The following is a 16,781-nucleotide window of genomic DNA, read 5'->3' on the forward strand; positions in this document are numbered from 1 at the left end:
CAAAGAGAATTTGCGCTTTTTACTATATTTTCTTGTGAAATTATTGTTATACTATATACAGATGCAAGGATTTGCATAGATTCAATAGGGGAAACAGGAGAAAATGAAATGAAGAAATTAAGTGTATTATTGTTGGCATTGGCAGTAACATTTGGATCTGCTGGTTGTACAAGAAAGACATTATCTGACATTGTAAATGAAAACAATGGTGGTACAGAAAACAATACAACAACAGATTCAGATAACGGCTATCATGAATATGAAGTTGGTGATTCAGTTGAGACAATGTTCTTTAACTTCACAGTAGAAGATTTCTTATCTTCTACAGATATTAGTGGAAATAAGCCTGATGCAGGTAAGCAGTTTGTGGCTGTAAAGCTTAAAGTTGAAAATACATTTGGTCAAGATATCCAGATGTTCTCAACAGACTTCTTACTTGAATGGGATAAGACAAGTGCTGATGATAAGGGTGTAGATGGACCTCACTCTTATTATGATAAGGATGCAATCTTCAACGAAGAATTTGAAAAAGAGTATACTCTAACTTCAGGTGAGTCAAAAGAAGGTGTTCTTGTGTTTGAAATTCCTGAAGGCGTAACAGATGTTTCACTTACAGCACAAGATATTTATAACGATAAACAAGGCAACCAGCACAAAGGTGACGTTTACATCGTTCATATTGATTTATCAGCACAATAGTAGGAATAAAGCTGAATTATCCATTGGGTAGTTCAGTTTTTATGTGTAAATTAGAAATAATTGTATAAATTGGATATGCTATACATATAAATAGGGGAGATTTTAACTAATGAGAGAATTTGTGCCTGGAGATATCATTCAGCATTTTAAAAGAGAAACAGTTGACCAAAATAGTATGCGATACCTATATGAATTTATTGGTATTGCGATACATTCTGAAACTCGTGATAGGGTAGTAGTTTATCGAGCTTTGTATGGAGATAAAGGATTATTTGTTAGACCGTACGAAATGTTTATGGAAGAAGTAGATCACGTTAAGTACCCAGAAATACGACAAAAATATCGTTTTGAAAAAATTAGAAAGTAGAATATTCACAAGTTAAATTGTTATTTTTTGTTATTCTATTTGTATTAATCGGTAATAAATAAGTATTATTATAAAAAAATATGACAATTGTATAAAATTAAATGTTTTCAAAAGAGGCTATTCGTAGCCGCTTTTTTTAACTTCTCATTTTCATATTATGTAAAATAAACAAAAAAGACCGTGAATTATTAAGAATTTATAAAGTGGATATGCGTTGACGGTCATTTTGCATGGTGTTATGATTTTTTTATCGGAAACGCGAAAGCGCTTTCCACAGTTTCAAAGCCAAATAATTTAGGGGAGGAAAGAAAAACTTTTATGAAGAAATTATTTGCGGTTATGACTTCTGCGGTTTTAGCACTATCACTTGTTGGTTGTGGTTCTAAGACAAGCGACAAAGGCGGAAGCACAAACACAGAATCATCAGTTTCAAACGCTGATAAGCCATTAGTATGGTACAATCGTCAGCCATCTAACAGTACAACAGGTGAGTTAGATAAAGATGCTTTAAACTTCAACAAGGATACTTACTATGTAGGTTTCGACGCTAACCAGGGTGCTGAATTACAGGGTAAGATGGTAGCTGATTACATCGCAGCTCACAAGGATATCATCGACCGTAACGGTGATGGTGTTATCGGTTACGTATTAGCTATTGGTGACGTTGGTCACAACGACTCTATTGCTCGTACAAGAGGTGTTCGTAAGGCTTTAGGTACAGCTGTTGAAAAGGATGGCGCTATTGACGCTACTCCAGCAGGAACAAACACAGATGGTTCCGCTACAGTAGTTAAGGATGGTAAGGTTGGCGACTTCAAGGTTCGCGAACTTGCTTCTCAGGAAATGAAGAACTCTGCAGGTGCTACATGGGATGCTGCGACTGCAGGTAACGCTATCGGTACATGGTCAGCTTCATTTGGTGATGAAATTGACTTAGTTATTTCTAATAACGATGGTATGGGTATGTCAATGTTCACAGCATGGGCTAAGGATAAGAAGGTTGCTACTTTCGGTTATGATGCTAACAGTGATGCAGTAGCTGCTATTGCTGAAGGTTACGGTGGAACAATTTCTCAGCACGCTGACGTTCAGGCTTACTTAACATTAAGAGTATTACGTAACGCTTTAGATGGTGTTGATATCAAGACAGGTATCGCTACTGCTGATGAAGCTGGAAACGTTCTTGAAGAAGGCGTTGACTACGTATATAACGAAGCAGATCGTTCATTCTATGCATTGAACCTTGCTGTAACAGCTGATAACTACAAGAACTTCATGGATGCTACTAAGACATTTGAACCAGTATCTAAGGAAGTTAAGAGCGACACTAAGAAGGTTTGGTTGAACATTTATAATGCTTCCGATAACTTCTTAAGCTCAACATACCAGCCATTACTTGAAAAGTATGATGACTTACTACACTTGGATGTTGAATACATCGGTGGTGATGGTCAGACAGAATCTAATATCACAAACCGTTTAGGAAACCCAAGTCAATATGATGCGTATGCTATTAACATGGTTAAGACAGACAACGCTACATCATATACTTCACTCTTAAAGTAGTTCAGTAAGATTTTCTAAGAGGCTAGCAGGTAGGCTTTTGAAAACCTGATAGCCTCTTTCTAAGTAGTTTGTAGTTAACCATACTGCTTATGATTTTTAGTTAAACAGGGGTAAATCAATTATGTCAGAAAGAAATGACAATTTAATCTTGTCAATAAAGGGCATGTCGAAATCATTCGGCAGAAACAGAGTACTTGATCACATCAATTTAGATGTGAAACCTGGCTCAATTATGGGCCTTATGGGTGAAAACGGTGCTGGCAAATCTACAATGATGAAGTGTTTGTTCGGTACATATCAAAAAGATGAAGGAAGTATCTTCCTAGATGGAAAAGAAGTTAGTTTTACTGGTCCAAAGGATGCGCTTGAAAATGGTATTGCGATGGTTCACCAAGAACTGAACCAGTGCTTAGAGCGTAGTGTTATTGATAACTTATTCTTAGGACGTTATCCAGTAAACTCTTTGGGTGTTGTTGATGAAGGTAGAATGAAGAAGGAAGCTTCTGAGTTATTCCGTAGTTTAGGTATTACAGTCAATTTGACACAGCCAATGCGTACGATGTCAGTATCTGCTCGTCAGATGTGTGAAATCGCAAAGGCTATTTCGTATCATTCTAAGATTATTGTTTTGGATGAGCCTACATCATCATTAACAGAACCAGAAGTTAAGAAGTTATTCCAGATGATGCGTAAGCTACGTAGTCAGGGTATTTCCATTATCTATATTTCTCATAAGATGGATGAAATTTTTGATATATGTGATCAGGTGTCTGTATTACGTGACGGTAAGATGATCATGACAAAAGATGTTACTGACACAAATATGAATGACTTGATTGCGGCAATGGTTGGACGTTCTCTTGATAACCGTTTCCCACCGGTTGATAATACACCAGGTGAAACGATTCTTTCTGTCAAAGATCTTTCAACTAAGTTTGCACCATACCTTGACGATGTAAGTTTCGATGTTAAGGAAGGTGAAATCTTCGGCTTGTATGGTCTAGTTGGTGCTGGACGTACAGAGTTAATGGAAACAATCTTTGGTGTTCGTACAAGAGCCGCAGGTCGTGTTTATTACAATGGCAAGCTCATGAACTTCGATAGCGCAAAAGAAGCCATGGACAATGGATTCGCTATGATTACTGAAGAAAGAAAGGCTAACGGATTATTCTTAAAGAGTGATTTAACTTTCAATACTTGTATTGCAAATATGGATCACTATAAGAATGGTATTGTTGTGTCTGATGAGAAGATGAAGAAGGCAACAGTAAAAGAGATTGCCTTGATGCATACGAAATGTATGGGACCGGATGATGCAATTACATCGTTATCTGGTGGTAATCAGCAGAAGATTATCTTCGGTAAGTGGTTAGAAAGAAATCCAAAGGTATTTATGATGGATGAGCCAACTCGTGGTATCGACGTTGGTGCGAAATACGAAATCTATGATTTAATTATCAAGATGGCGAAGATGGGTAAGACAATTATTGTATGTTCATCTGAAATGCCAGAGATTCTCGGTATCACAAATCGAATCGGTGTTATGTCCAATGGACGTCTTGCTGGAATCGTTAATACAAAAGAGACAAATCAGGAAGAACTCCTGAGACTCAGCGCAATGTATTTGTAATCGGAGGGGTTAGACATGAGTCAAAATAACGAAAAATTAGGGGCAGAGGTTCTCTCTGTTGATCAAGAAGAAAGCCTACTAAAACCAATTACGGACCACGTAGGTAAGATTCAAGCACAAATTGATGAATTACGTAAAGATGGAACAGATAAAACTGTTGAGCTATTGAATGTAATTCAGATGACAAAGAATGATAAGAGCTTATCAAAGGGTGAAAAAGAAAACCGTATTGCTGAGGCTAAGAAAGAATTAGAGGCTGCTCAACAAGTTGAAAAAGCAAATAAGCCGGCTGTTGATAAGTTAATCAATGAAGGTGTTTCATATTTAAATCAACATTTTGAAAAGGAATACTATTCAAAGGTTGTCGCAAGTTGTGTTGCAGAAAAGTCTCTTGCCGCAAAGAGATATAGCGATCTTTTAGCTGAACTAAAGAATGTTCATGCACAGAATCTTTCTAAGATTACTGGTAATGACGCTGATGCAAAACAAGAAATCAAAGATGAAAACTATGTATATAAAAACAAAGTCTTTGATGCAAAACTAATATATCAAAAAGAATTACAGGCAATTAAGGATCGTAAACATGAAGCGTTTATTCAACGTTACCATTTAGTCGACCTATTGAAGATGTCTAAATTCAGCTTTGTTGAAACACAGGCACAGAAGATTGAACATTACTTATATACATTCAACCGCAAGGATTGGTTATTACGTAATGGTCTATATCTAGTCATTATTCTTGTATTTATTGGCTTAGGTATCGTTACTCCAGTTATCAAGAAGACTCCTTTATTTACAGTTAATAACATTTTAAATATCTTACAGCAGGCATCTCCAAGAATGTTCTTGGCATTAGGTGTAGCTGGCGTGATAATGCTTGCAGGTACTGACTTATCTATTGGACGTATGGTGGGTATGGGTATGGTAGCTTCAACAATTATCATGCACAAGGGCATCAACACTGGTGCGGTGTTTGGTAAAGTATTTGACTTCACAAGCCTTCCAGTTGGTGCAAAAGCAGTATTGGCATTGCTTGTGTGTATTATCTTATGTACAATCTTTACTTCCATTGCTGGTTTCTTCAAGGCAAAGTATAAGATGCACCCATTTATTTCATCTATGTCTAACATGTTAATCATCTTCGGTATGGTTACATATGCGACAAAGGGTGTATCCTTCGGTGCTATCGAAAATGATATTCCAGCAATGATTATTCCAAAGATTGGTAACTTTCCAACAATTATCTTATGGGCTGCTACAGCTGTAATTGTTGTATGGTTTATTTGGAATAAGACAACATTTGGTAAGAACCTATATGCAGTAGGTGGAAACCCAGAAGCTGCTGCTGTATCAGGTATTGACGTATTCAAGGTAACAATCATGGCATTCGCTATGGCTGGTGTACTCTATGGATTTGGTGCATGGCTAGAATGTAACCGTATGGTAGGTTCTGGTTCTGCTGCGTATGGACAAGGTTGGGATATGGACGCTATCGCTGCCTGCGTAGTTGGTGGTGTATCCTTCTCTGGTGGTATCGGTAAGATTTCTGGTGTTGTTGTCGGTGTAACAATCTTTACAGCGTTAACATACTCCTTAACAATTTTAGGTATTGATACAAACCTTCAGTTCGTATTCGAAGGTCTCATTATCTTAGCTGCGGTAACACTAGACTGCTTAAAGTACGTTCAAAAGAAGTAATGCAATCTGCGGAAGCTACTAGCTTCCGCTTTTTTATATGTGATTTCTCAGTTATAATGCAGATATGGAAATGAGCGAATTAAAAGAAAAATACTATTCTTTAGAAGATAGTTATGAACGATATACATTAGTCCATGAGTACTTAGTAAATCACGAAGAAGATAAAGATGCGCAAGAGATGCTAGAAGTATTGACGATGCGTTACGGAAATGCGAAGCTTAGAAAGCCAGCAGATCACTTTATGCATGCATGCTTAATGATGAAAGTGATGGCAGATGAAAAGTTTGGTAGTTTTATGCTCGCAAAGAAAAAACAGGAATATCAACAATTCCTACAAGAACTAGCAATTAACACAAAACAATCGGAGTATCTAACTACAGAATGGAAACATCTGGCTAGAACATATATTCGCTTAAGTAAAAAGAATCATTCGAAATCCTATTTCTTTGGTATGGGAAAACGTGATGAACGTGTGGTTGTTGGAAATGTTGCGGATGAAATTATAAATATCTTTGTACGCTTGCCAAAGCGACTAGGATATACAAAAGAAGTTTCGGGTTTGTGCAAAATTGTGATGGATACATTCCTAGAAGAGTTTCCAAACGATGAAGAGATATTGAACAGCACAATAAAAAAGTGAACCAGTGGTCCACTTTTTTTGGTTTAGTCAGCGATGGCAGCGTCTAATGCAATCTTCATCATATCTGTGAAGGCTGTTTGACGTTGTTCAGCAGTAGTAATCTCTGGTGATACAAAACTATCAGAAACTGTTAACAAGCAAGCTGCGTTCTTTCCTAATACATTTGCGTTTGAGAATAGAGCAAAACTTTCCATTTCAACACCTAAGCAATGTAGTTCGTTCATAACCTTTGGTAGGTAAGTAACATTCTTTTCGCGATAGAATACATCAGATGAATGAATCAAACCTTCTGTAATCTTCATTCCAAGATTTGCTGCAGCTTTCCTAATCTTTTCATTTAATTCTGCAGATGGCTTGATTGTGTCGCTTGTATTTCCGCACTGTTCTCTTGCGAATGAAGAGTCCGAATACGCAGCGTCTGCTAGAATTACATCAAATAATTTTAATTCTGGTTGGTATGCACCAGCAGAACCGATACGAATAATATTTTCAACATCATATTCTGTAAATAATTCGTAAGAATAGATACCGATTGATGGCATTCCCATTCCTGATGCCATAACGGATACTGGTTTGCCTTTCCAAGTTCCTGTGTATCCTTGAACGCCACGTACATTATTAACTAGTACTGGATTCTCCAAGAATGTTTCAGCGATGAACTTCGCACGAAGTGGATCACCTGGCATTAAGACTGTTTTTGCGAACTGGCCCTTTTCGGCACTGTTATGTGGTGTAGACATGATTAACCCTCAACTTTCTTTTCTTTATTATACATGATTTAAAGCCAATCTGTATGCATGTATTGTTTATGGTCAAGCTTATAAACGGTGAAGCCATCTTCGTTGATAATGGCATATGTTCTTGGGTGGTCTTCTTTTGGTAAAGAGATAGATCCTGGGTTTAAAAGTAAGATGCCATCTTTTTCATAAGCAGTTGGAATATGCGTGTGACCTGAAAGGAAACTATCCCCCACACTTAGGGTAGGTAGATTATTTGGACCATATATATGGCCGTGTGACATAAAGATTTGATGTGCTCCATGAAAAAGGATATTGTAGTCAGCAGTAATTGGAAAATTCAGTACCATCTGGTCTACTTCTGCATCACAGTTACCACGTACTGCAATAATCTTATCTTTGAATGCATTCATGATTGTGATAACTTCTTTTGGTGCATAATCACTTGGTAAATTATTTCTTGGTCCATGATAAAGAACATCACCAAGGCAGAGAATTTTATCTGCGTGATGATATGAGAAGGCCTCTTCCATTGCTTTTGCACCTGAAAGAGCACCGTGAATATCGGATACTACTAATAACGTTTGTGAATTCGCCATATTTCATTTACCTCTGCCACTAATATTAGCATATTTTGCGTGTTATAATGTTTACAAGAAGGTACAGTATATGAAAAATAAGTGCATTGTTGTGGGAGTGACAGCAGGGATTGCTGCATATAAAATTTGCCAGTTAGTTTCCTCATTAAAAAAACAAGGAAATGAAGTGCATGTCATTATGACAAAGGAAGCGGAAAAGTTTGTAACACCTTTGACGTTTCAAACACTCAGTAATCAAAAGGTCATTACAGATATGTTTACGGTGGACTATACACCAGATGTTCATCATGTATCACTTGCAAAGAAGGCTGATTTATTTGTTGTGGCTCCTGCTACTGCAAATATCATTGCGAAGATTGCTCATGGTATAGCAGATGATATGTTAACAACTACATTTCTAGCAGCGACTTGTCCAAAGCTGATTGTTCCTGCAATGAATACAAATATGTTAAATAATCCAATTACACAGGACAATATTGCAACATGTAAAAAATATGGCATGCATATTATGTGTAGTGGTGCAGGGTATCTAGCATGTGGGGATGTAGGTAAAGGACGCTTACCTGAACCAGAAGAAATTGAAGATGCGATTGCGTCTATTGTCGAGACAGACCGTTATCTAAATGGAAGACATGTTGTAATTACTGCAGGTGCTACCCAAGAAGAAATCGATCCTGTGCGTTATATCACAAATCATTCAACTGGAAAGATGGGCTATGCTTTGGCAAAAGAAGCACGTAATGCAGGTGCCATGGTAACATTAATTTCTGGTAAGTCGAATTTACCACAGCCTTATGGAGTTGAAGTTATAAATGTTATAAGTGCAGAGGATATGGCAAATTGTGTTGTCAATAACTTTGAAAAGGCAGATGTTGTAATCATGTCTGCTGCAGTTGCAGATTATACGCCGCTTGAAAAAGCAGATCATAAGATTAAAAAAGCAGATGGTGATTTGTCCATCACTCTAAAACGCACACAGGATATTCTTCTCACAATTGGAAAGAAGAAACGCGAAAATCAAGTTGTAATTGGCTTTGCAATGGAAACAGAAAATTTATTAGAAAATGCCGCAAAGAAACTACAAGAAAAGAATGCGGATTATATTATCGCAAATAGTATTCGTGAACCTGGTGCAGGTTTTGGTGTTGATACAAATATTGTAAAAATCATCTCACCGACATGTGTAGAGGATTTAGGATTATTATCCAAAGATGAAACAGCAAAAGAAATACTGCGTCATTGCCTAAAGAAGGGAGGATAACTATGCTACTAACAATTGATGTTGGGAATACAAATATTTCCATGGGAATTCTTGATGGAGAGAATATCATTGGTCGTTATCGACTTATGACACAAACAACACGTACCAGTGATGAGTACGGTTTCTTCATCACAACATTCTTAAATACTTTAGAATTAAAAGCATCAGATATAAAAGGTACTATCATTTCTTCTGTTGTACCAAAGTTGATGTATTCCTTAACTTCTGCAGTGATTAAATATTTACATCAGAAACCAATGATTGTAAGTAATGATATGCAGATGGATATTAAACTGGATACTGAAGCACCGAGATCAATTGGTGCAGATCGTATTGTGAATACAACCTATGCATGGAATACATTTCATCGTTCATGCATTATCGTAGACTTTGGTACTGCAACGACATACGACTATATAGATCAAAATGGAGTTTTCCGCTATGTCGTGATTCAGCCAGGTTTAGGTATTAGTCTCAATGCGCTAACTTCTATGACTGCTAAATTACCAGAGATTGAAATTGTGAAACCAAAATCAGTTCTTGGAACAAATACAATTGAAGGCATGCAAGCAGGTGTTGTATATGGATATATTGGTTCAGTTGAATACATTATTAAAACAATGAAGAAGGAGCTGAATGATTCATCATGTATGGTTATAGCAACTGGAGGTCTTGGTAAGATTATCGCAAATGAGACCGATGAGATAGACGCATATGATGCGGATATTGCGTATAAGGGAATGAAGATTTTATACGATATCAATAAGGGGAGTGAATATGAAAATCTTTGATTTACATGCGGATTTAGCAGAAGCAATCAAACCTTTCTACACAGATGGCAAAACATCTATTCTCAAGAAAGATTGGAATACTCGTTTTAAACAAGGGCAGATTGCATATACTTCTGCTGCAAGTTTCTTTGTGGGAACGGAAAGCTGGAAAGAAATGCAAGACGTTGTCACAAAAGTAAAGAATGATATTACTGCCTCTGGTCATAAAGTTATCTATACCAAGGAGGATTTAGATGATGAACAACAAGAAACAGCATTCTTAATGACGATTGAAGGAATGTGCGGTATCCACGACGATGTCGAAGAGAAAATTCAGTGGTTATATGATATGGGTAATCGTATTGGCTCTCTTTGTTGGAATGATCAAAACGCTCTTGCGACAGGTAATTCTGGAGATCCTACAAGAGGCTTAACAGAACTTGGCAAACTAGCAATCACAAAGATGAATGAACTACATATGATTGTGGATGTATCTCATGCTAATGAGAAGACATTCTGGGATATTCTTTCCTGTTCAACCCAACCAATCATAGCGACACATTCAAATGCGAAGAGTCGTTGTTTTGTAGAGAGAAATTTAACGGATCAACAAATTCGTGCAATTGCAAGTAAAGATGGATTAATTGGTATGAATGCATGTTGTTCGTTTATTCATACAGAACAACAAAAACAAGATGCAATACATCTAGCAAAACATGCAAGGTATGTAGCTGATCTTGTTGGAGTAAAACATGTTGCTTGTGGATTTGACTTCGGTGAGTATTATAACGATGGCGAGGAACATAATATGTATGGTCCTTCCCAAGCACAGAATTTTATCAAAGCGTTACAGCGTGTAGGATTTACATCAGAAGAAATCAAAGATATTGCATATCGCAATGTTCTGCGCTTCTTAAGAAAATATATGTAAAAGAAAAGCTCTTGTGCAATCACACAAGGGCTTCAGTTTATTTCCATAGAATATCTGGATAAATTCCAGCTTCTTTCATTTCCGCAATCTTTTCAACTACAAGTGGCTTATCTTCTTGATATGTTACACCGAACCATTGATCCTTAGAGGAAAGTACCTTAACTGTACACTTACCATCTTTAACCATCTGACCAACTGTTGTAGGAATAACATATTCACACTTCATTGGGTTAGATGCGATATTTGCATGAATGAATTCATCAAAGTATACATCCATGTCATCGAATACCTTAGGTGTAAATCCCCAGAAGTTCATAGAAACTAATGCGTTAGGATCCATTTCTTTCCAAGTGCCATTGTCATCGTAAACGACTTTGCCATCTTTACGAGCAATCTTCTGTACTTCAACAATACTTGTTAAGTTGCCGTTTTCGTCTTCTTGGCAAACGCCACGAGTAACTGTTCCGTGGTCTGTAAGAGTGTTATTTGCGGCATAACCAACCATTGCGTAATGATCATCACTTACTTCTGTTGTTAGGAAGTTATAGATAACTTTATATGCGTCCTTGCCATAGAAATCATCTGCATTGATAATCGCAAATGGTCCATCAACAACACCCTTGCATGCAAGTAATGCATGTGTAGTTCCCCATGGCTTTTCACGTCCTTCAGGTACTGTAATATCAGATGGGACATTGTTAATATCCTGATATGCAAACTTCACGTTCATTCCCTTGGATACGCGGTCTGTTAATGCAGTATGGAATGCTTGTTCATGTTCGTGACGGATGATGAGAACAACATCCTCAAATCCTGCTTCTTTTGCGTCATAGATAGAAAATTCTATAATTGGTTCACCATGGCTTCCGATTCCATCAATCTGTTTCATTCCACCATAGCGGCTACCCATTCCGGCAGCCAAAATAACTAATGTAGGCTTCTTCATTCTTAATCCCTTTCAATTTTTATTCCTCTGATAATTATATCACGTAAGCACTTTCATTAATTCCTAATTTTTCATAAAATAGTAAAGAAAGAGGTTGTCTATGAGAGAACTAGTACTAGCTTCACAAAGCCCACGAAGAAAAGAGTTATTAGAGAAAACTGAATTTTCATTCATCTGTGATCCGGCTGATATTGATGAGACCATTGACTTGCAGGCAGACCTTGTTGAAGAAAGTAAAAACTTATCCCGTCGTAAGGCAGAAACTGTATTGGAACGACATCCTGAAGCTATTGTTATCGGTAGTGATACTTTGGTTTTATGTGATAACCAAGTTATGGGAAAACCGGAAGATGATGAAGATGCTTTTCGAATGTTAAAGAAACTTCAAAACCACAAGAGTCAAGTACTAACAAGCTTATGTATCATCAGTGAAAAGAAGTGTTTCATCTATGCAAGTATTGCGGATGTCTATTTTGCACATATGACTGATGAGGAAATCTGGGATTATATTCATACAGGAGAAACTGTCGATAAAGCAGGTGCCTATGCAATCCAAGGCTTTGGTGGTAGATACATCAAAGAAATTCATGGTGATTATTATACTATTATGGGCCTACCTTTACAGGTCGTTTATAACGAACTGAAAAACAGCACTGATTATTGATTTTTAATTGTAGTTTGTTATTATATAAAGGCTATGCCGCTTTAGTATAGTGGTAATACGCATCCATGGTAAGGATGAACGAGCAGTTCAATTCTGCTAAGCGGCACTTTATAGAGATAAAGCCTTATTTTAAGGGCTTTTTTTCTTTTTGTGGCATACAATTGGCACCATTTCAAAAGTGTTTTTTTTCATAACGCTAATCTATTGAAAGGAAAATGACATGTATATATTTAGGTAGTACAATGAAATAACAGTTTACGACAATAAACTAAATGTATAAAGGGGGATGATTACATGAGGCTGATATATCCTGAAGAAATAAAAAAGTTAAAATCAATCTATGAGCCATATATGATTGGAGCGAAATTAAAAGATGACGCTCCTATCGAAGCTGTTGAGGCAGCTGAAAAGTTCAAAGAGTGGGTTAATGAACAATATCGATTAGTAGGTATGGAATAATATATCAATGAGAATTGATTGGTTTTAGTAATTTAAATAAATGATATGCAAAGTTTTCAAGCTTTAAAAATGAAAAAGTGAGAATGATTTCAGAGAATAAAAATGGTGATTTTCACGATTTAAAATAAGGGGGTTTTTACGTAAGGAATTCTGGGAAAAAGTTGGGCATTCAGATAGAAAAATAATTCTTTTTTTATTATGCTATTGAAAGATAAAATTCAGTGGAGGTAAAAGTTGTGGATAGGATAGTAAAACGTAATGGACAAGTTGTTCCATATGATGGAACTAAGATTGTTTTAGCGATAGAAAAATCGTTCCTTAGCGTAAAAGAGAGTGTTGATCAAGCATATCTTTCTGACTTATTAGAGCAGATTGAAGCGCAATTTGACGGCCGTCAAGAAGTTGATGTTGAAGAAATTCAAGATACTGTTGAAAAGATCTTGATGAAGAACGAAAAGTATAATGTCGCAAAGAGTTATATCTTATACCGTGAAAAGCGTACACAAATGCGTAATGATCGACTTGAGTTGGTAAAACTCATCGGTGATGAAGAGTTGGAAGATGTTTTGGTTGATATCCAGAAGGCTTATCCAGACTATGACTTAAAGAGATTGTATGAAAAATTCTCTACAATGTCTAAAGATGGTCAGTCTCTGAAAGATAGAATTGCATTATTAACAAGAAGTTCTGCTGAACTTACAACGAAAGAAGAGCCAAACTGGGAAAGAATTGCTGGACGTTTACTTAGTTACAGTATTGCTTGTGATTTAAAAGCTACTGAAGAAAAACTTGGTCTTACAAGTTTCTACCAGAAGATCTCCTATATGATCGAACAGGGATTATATGGAGCATATATTTTAGAAAACTATTCTCATAAAGAAGTTGATGAAATCGCAAGCTTAATCGACAATACACGTAATAACTTATTCACTTACAGTGGTTTGGATTTATTATCTCAACGTTATTTGATTCGCAACCACCAACATGTTCTATTAGAATCACCCCAGGAAATGTATATTGGCATTGCGATGCATCTAGCGATGAAGGAAACAAATGATCGTATCGGTTGGGTTAAGAAGTTCTACGATATGATGAGTTTACATAAGGTGACAATGGCAACTCCAACACAGGCAAATGCGAGAAAGCCATATCATCAGTTATCTAGCTGTTTTATTGATACTGTTCCTGATTCATTGGATGGGATCTACCATTCCATTTCTAACTTTGCTGATGTAAGTAAGTTCGGTGGTGGAATGGGTATGTACTTAGGCAAGGTTCGCTCCCGTGGTGGATCTATCCGTGGTTTTGAAGGTGCATCTGGTGGTGTTATCCGTTGGATTCGTGTTATCAACGATACTGCTGTTGCGGTTGACCAACTTGGTGTAAGAGCTGGTGCTGTAGCGGTATATCTCGATGTATGGCATAAGGACTTACCTGAATTCTTACAGTTACGTACAAACAATGGTGATGACCGTATGAAGGCACACGATGTATTCCCTGCCGTATGCTATCCAGATTTGTTCTGGAAGATGGTGAAGGAAGATATGAATCAAGATTGGTATCTTCTTGATCCGCATGATGTTCTCATGATTAAGGGTTATTGCCTTGAGGACTTCTATGGCGAAGAATGGGAAAAGAGATATTGGGAATGTGTACATGACAACCGTATTTCTAAGCGGGTTCTAGTTTTAAAGGAAGTTGTACGTTTAATCTTGAAGTCTATGGTAGAAACAGGAACACCATTTGCCTTCTATCGCGATGCGGTTAACCGTGCTAATCCTAATAAACATAAGGGAATGATTTATAGTTCTAACCTCTGTACAGAAATTGCACAGAATATGTCTGAAGTGAAGCAAGTATCTCGTGTTATTCAGACAGAGGATGGTGATGAAGTAATTGTCACAACAACAAAACCAGGTGATTATGTTGTATGTAACTTGGCTTCATTATGTTTAGGTAATATTAATGTGACAGATCCAAAGGAAATCGAAGAGGTAACTGCGACTGTGGTACGTGCACTTGATAATGTAATTGATTTAAACTTCTATCCATTACCAAATGCGCAAGTCACTAATCGTAAGTACCGTTCTATTGGGCTTGGTGTCAGTGGTTACCACCACATGCTTGCAAAGAATCACATCATGTGGGAAAGTGAAGAACACTTGAAGTTCGTAGACGAAGTATTTGAAAATATTGCGTATGCGTCTATTAAGGCAAGTAATGCTTTGGCGAAGGAACGCGGAAGTTATCAGTACTTCGAAGGCTCTGAATGGGAAACTGGTGCGTACTTTGACCAGCGTGGATATGACTCTGCACGTTGGAAAGAACTTAAGGAAGAAGTACATGCAACAGGTATGCGTAATGCATATGTATTAGCAGTCGCTCCAACAAGTTCTACATCAATATTAATTGGTACCTCAGCAGGACTTGACCCAGTTATGAACCGTTTCTTCTTAGAAGAAAAGAAGGGCTCTATCTTACCAAGAACTGCACCTGAATTATCTGCGGATACATATTGGTACTATAAGACAGCACATACAATTGACCAAACTTGGTCAGTTAGAGCTGCTGGTATCCGTCAGCGTCATATCGACCAAGCACAGAGTTTTAACTTATGGATTACAAATGACTATAAGATGAGTCAGTTATTACAGTTATATGTACTAGCGTATGATTGTGGTGTTAAGACTATCTACTACACACGTTCTAAGGCATTAGACCCTGAAGATTGTGAAAGTTGTTCCGCATAGGAGGTAGAAACATGCAGACAGATCAGATTAATCGTAAACCGTTATTCAACCCAGAGGGAGATATTGATGTACGTAATCGTCGTCTTATCAACTTCAATACAACAAATATCAATGACTTCAATAATATGAAGTATAACTGGGTATCTGATTGGTACCGTCAGGCAATGAATAACTTCTGGGTTCCAGAAGAAATCAACTTGAATCAAGACAAGTCAGACTATCCACGTCTTAGCTTGGCAGAGAAGACAGCGTACGATAAGATTTTGAGTTTCTTAGTTTACTTAGATTCTCTACAATCTGCTAACTTACCAAACATTTCTCAGTATATTACTGCAAATGAAGTTAACTTATGCTTGTCTATCCAGACATTCCAAGAGTGCATTCACTCACAGTCATATAGCTACATGCTAGACTCTATCTGTTCTCCAGAACAGAGAAATGATATCCTCTATCAGTGGAAGACAGATGAGCACTTATTAAAGAGAAATGAATTTATTGGTGAACTCTATAATGAGTTCGTTGCCAAGCAAGATAAACAATCTTTCTTGAGAGTTTGTATTGCAAACTTTATTCTAGAGGGTGTTTACTTCTACTCTGGATTTATGTTCTTCTATAATCTTGCAAGAAATGGCAAGATGCCTGGAAGTGTACAGGAAATTCGTTACATCAACCGTGATGAATCAACGCACTTATGGTTATTCCGTAATATCTTGGTAGAGTTACAGAAAGAAGAACCAGAGTTATTTACACCAGAGAATATTCAGATGATTCGCGATATGATGAATACTGGTGTTGAACAAGAAATTGCATGGGGACACTATGTAATTGGTGATGAAATTCCAGGCTTAAATAAGCAAATGGTTACTGATTATATCAAGTATTTAGGTAACACACGTTTTGCGACATTAGGCTTTGGTAATCTATATGAAGAGTATGCAGAGGAGCCTGAATCCATGAAATGGGTAAAACAATACTCAGATGCAAACATGGTTAAGACGGATTTCTTTGAAGCTAGACCTTCCGCATACGCCAAGAGTGGTGCAATTGAAGATGATCTATAAGGT

Annotated in this window: 16 protein-coding genes and 1 tRNA gene; 14 read left to right on the forward strand and 3 right to left on the reverse strand. The window is 37.1% G+C overall.

Features of this window, described 5'->3' with window-relative positions; all coding sequences use genetic code 11:
- The first annotated feature begins 108 nt into the window (after positions 1-108).
- The 6 genes from RWM19_RS05985 to RWM19_RS06010 all read left to right on the forward strand — a co-directional run bounded on the left by RWM19_RS05985 (position 109) and on the right by RWM19_RS06010 (position 6,600).
- The gene (locus RWM19_RS05985) at positions 109-699 is read left to right on the forward strand and encodes a DUF4352 domain-containing protein (protein WP_294023039.1); all 591 of its coding nucleotides are present in this window, start codon (positions 109-111) and stop codon (positions 697-699) included.
- Between the two features lie 109 nt (positions 700-808).
- Complete coding sequence (locus RWM19_RS05990; protein ID WP_313984849.1) at positions 809-1,066, forward strand: DUF1653 domain-containing protein; 258 nt, start codon at positions 809-811, stop codon at positions 1,064-1,066.
- Positions 1,067-1,384: 318 nt separating this feature from the next.
- Positions 1,385-2,632: a substrate-binding domain-containing protein gene (locus RWM19_RS05995; RefSeq protein ID WP_313984852.1), complete on the forward strand. Its 1,248-nt coding sequence runs from the start codon at positions 1,385-1,387 to the stop codon at positions 2,630-2,632.
- Between the two features lie 121 nt (positions 2,633-2,753).
- Entirely contained in the window at positions 2,754-4,262 is a 1,509-nt protein-coding gene (locus tag RWM19_RS06000) for a sugar ABC transporter ATP-binding protein (RefSeq protein ID WP_294023036.1), read from the forward strand.
- A gap of 15 nt (positions 4,263-4,277) precedes the next feature.
- Entirely contained in the window at positions 4,278-5,960 is a 1,683-nt protein-coding gene (locus RWM19_RS06005; protein ID WP_313984855.1) for an ABC transporter permease subunit, read from the forward strand.
- A 70-nt stretch (positions 5,961-6,030) separates the two neighbouring features.
- Positions 6,031-6,600 (forward strand): DUF6553 family protein, encoded by a 570-nt coding sequence (locus RWM19_RS06010; protein ID WP_313984858.1) that lies wholly within the window; start codon positions 6,031-6,033, stop codon positions 6,598-6,600.
- Positions 6,601-6,623: 23 nt separating this feature from the next.
- On the opposite strand, the gene deoD is transcribed toward RWM19_RS06010, so the two are convergent.
- Positions 6,624-7,340 (reverse strand): purine-nucleoside phosphorylase, encoded by a 717-nt coding sequence (deoD, locus tag RWM19_RS06015; protein WP_313984861.1) that lies wholly within the window; start codon positions 7,338-7,340, stop codon positions 6,624-6,626.
- Between the two features lie 38 nt (positions 7,341-7,378).
- The gene (gene yfcE / locus RWM19_RS06020) at positions 7,379-7,936 is read right to left on the reverse strand and encodes a phosphodiesterase (RefSeq protein ID WP_313984864.1); all 558 of its coding nucleotides are present in this window, start codon (positions 7,934-7,936) and stop codon (positions 7,379-7,381) included.
- Positions 7,937-8,006: 70 nt separating this feature from the next.
- On the opposite strand from yfcE, the gene coaBC reads away from it, so the two are divergent.
- From coaBC to RWM19_RS06035, 3 genes are read left to right on the forward strand one after another with little or no spacing between them, the layout of a single operon-like run.
- Positions 8,007-9,197 carry a bifunctional phosphopantothenoylcysteine decarboxylase/phosphopantothenate--cysteine ligase CoaBC gene (coaBC, locus tag RWM19_RS06025; protein WP_313984866.1) on the forward strand — a complete coding sequence of 397 codons (1,191 nt, stop codon included), beginning with the start codon at positions 8,007-8,009 and terminating at the stop codon, positions 9,195-9,197.
- Between the two features lie 2 nt (positions 9,198-9,199).
- Positions 9,200-9,988 (forward strand): type III pantothenate kinase, encoded by a 789-nt coding sequence (locus RWM19_RS06030; RefSeq protein WP_294023031.1) that lies wholly within the window; start codon positions 9,200-9,202, stop codon positions 9,986-9,988.
- Positions 9,975-10,898: a dipeptidase gene (locus RWM19_RS06035; RefSeq protein WP_294023030.1), complete on the forward strand. Its 924-nt coding sequence runs from the start codon at positions 9,975-9,977 to the stop codon at positions 10,896-10,898. The genes RWM19_RS06030 and RWM19_RS06035 overlap by 14 nt, the downstream gene beginning before the upstream one ends.
- 37 nt (positions 10,899-10,935) lie before the next feature.
- On the opposite strand, the gene RWM19_RS06040 is transcribed toward RWM19_RS06035, so the two are convergent.
- Positions 10,936-11,844: a sugar phosphate nucleotidyltransferase gene (locus RWM19_RS06040; protein WP_313984871.1), complete on the reverse strand. Its 909-nt coding sequence runs from the start codon at positions 11,842-11,844 to the stop codon at positions 10,936-10,938.
- Positions 11,845-11,944: 100 nt separating this feature from the next.
- Between RWM19_RS06040 and RWM19_RS06045 the strand changes: the two genes are divergently transcribed.
- The 5 genes from RWM19_RS06045 (at position 11,945) to RWM19_RS06065 (ending at position 16,778) form a co-directional block, all read left to right on the forward strand.
- Positions 11,945-12,508, forward strand: coding sequence for a Maf family protein (locus RWM19_RS06045; RefSeq protein ID WP_313984874.1), 564 nt, complete (start codon positions 11,945-11,947; stop codon positions 12,506-12,508).
- A gap of 35 nt (positions 12,509-12,543) precedes the next feature.
- Positions 12,544-12,614, forward strand: a tRNA-Thr gene (locus RWM19_RS06050).
- 188 nt (positions 12,615-12,802) lie between these two features.
- Positions 12,803-12,967 (forward strand): hypothetical protein, encoded by a 165-nt coding sequence (locus RWM19_RS06055; RefSeq protein ID WP_313984877.1) that lies wholly within the window; start codon positions 12,803-12,805, stop codon positions 12,965-12,967.
- A gap of 236 nt (positions 12,968-13,203) precedes the next feature.
- Positions 13,204-15,717, forward strand: a complete 2,514-nt coding sequence (locus tag RWM19_RS06060; protein ID WP_313984880.1) for a ribonucleoside-diphosphate reductase subunit alpha — start codon at positions 13,204-13,206, stop codon at positions 15,715-15,717.
- Positions 15,718-15,728: 11 nt separating this feature from the next.
- On the forward strand, positions 15,729-16,778 hold the full coding sequence (locus tag RWM19_RS06065) for a ribonucleotide-diphosphate reductase subunit beta (protein WP_294020700.1): 1,050 nt from the start codon (positions 15,729-15,731) through the stop codon (positions 16,776-16,778).
- Positions 16,779-16,781 lie beyond the last annotated feature (3 nt).

The sequence above is a fragment of the uncultured Solobacterium sp. genome (genome assembly GCF_963517755.1).
In the GTDB taxonomy this organism is placed as follows: Bacteria; Bacillota_I; Bacilli_A; order Erysipelotrichales; family Erysipelotrichaceae; genus Bulleidia.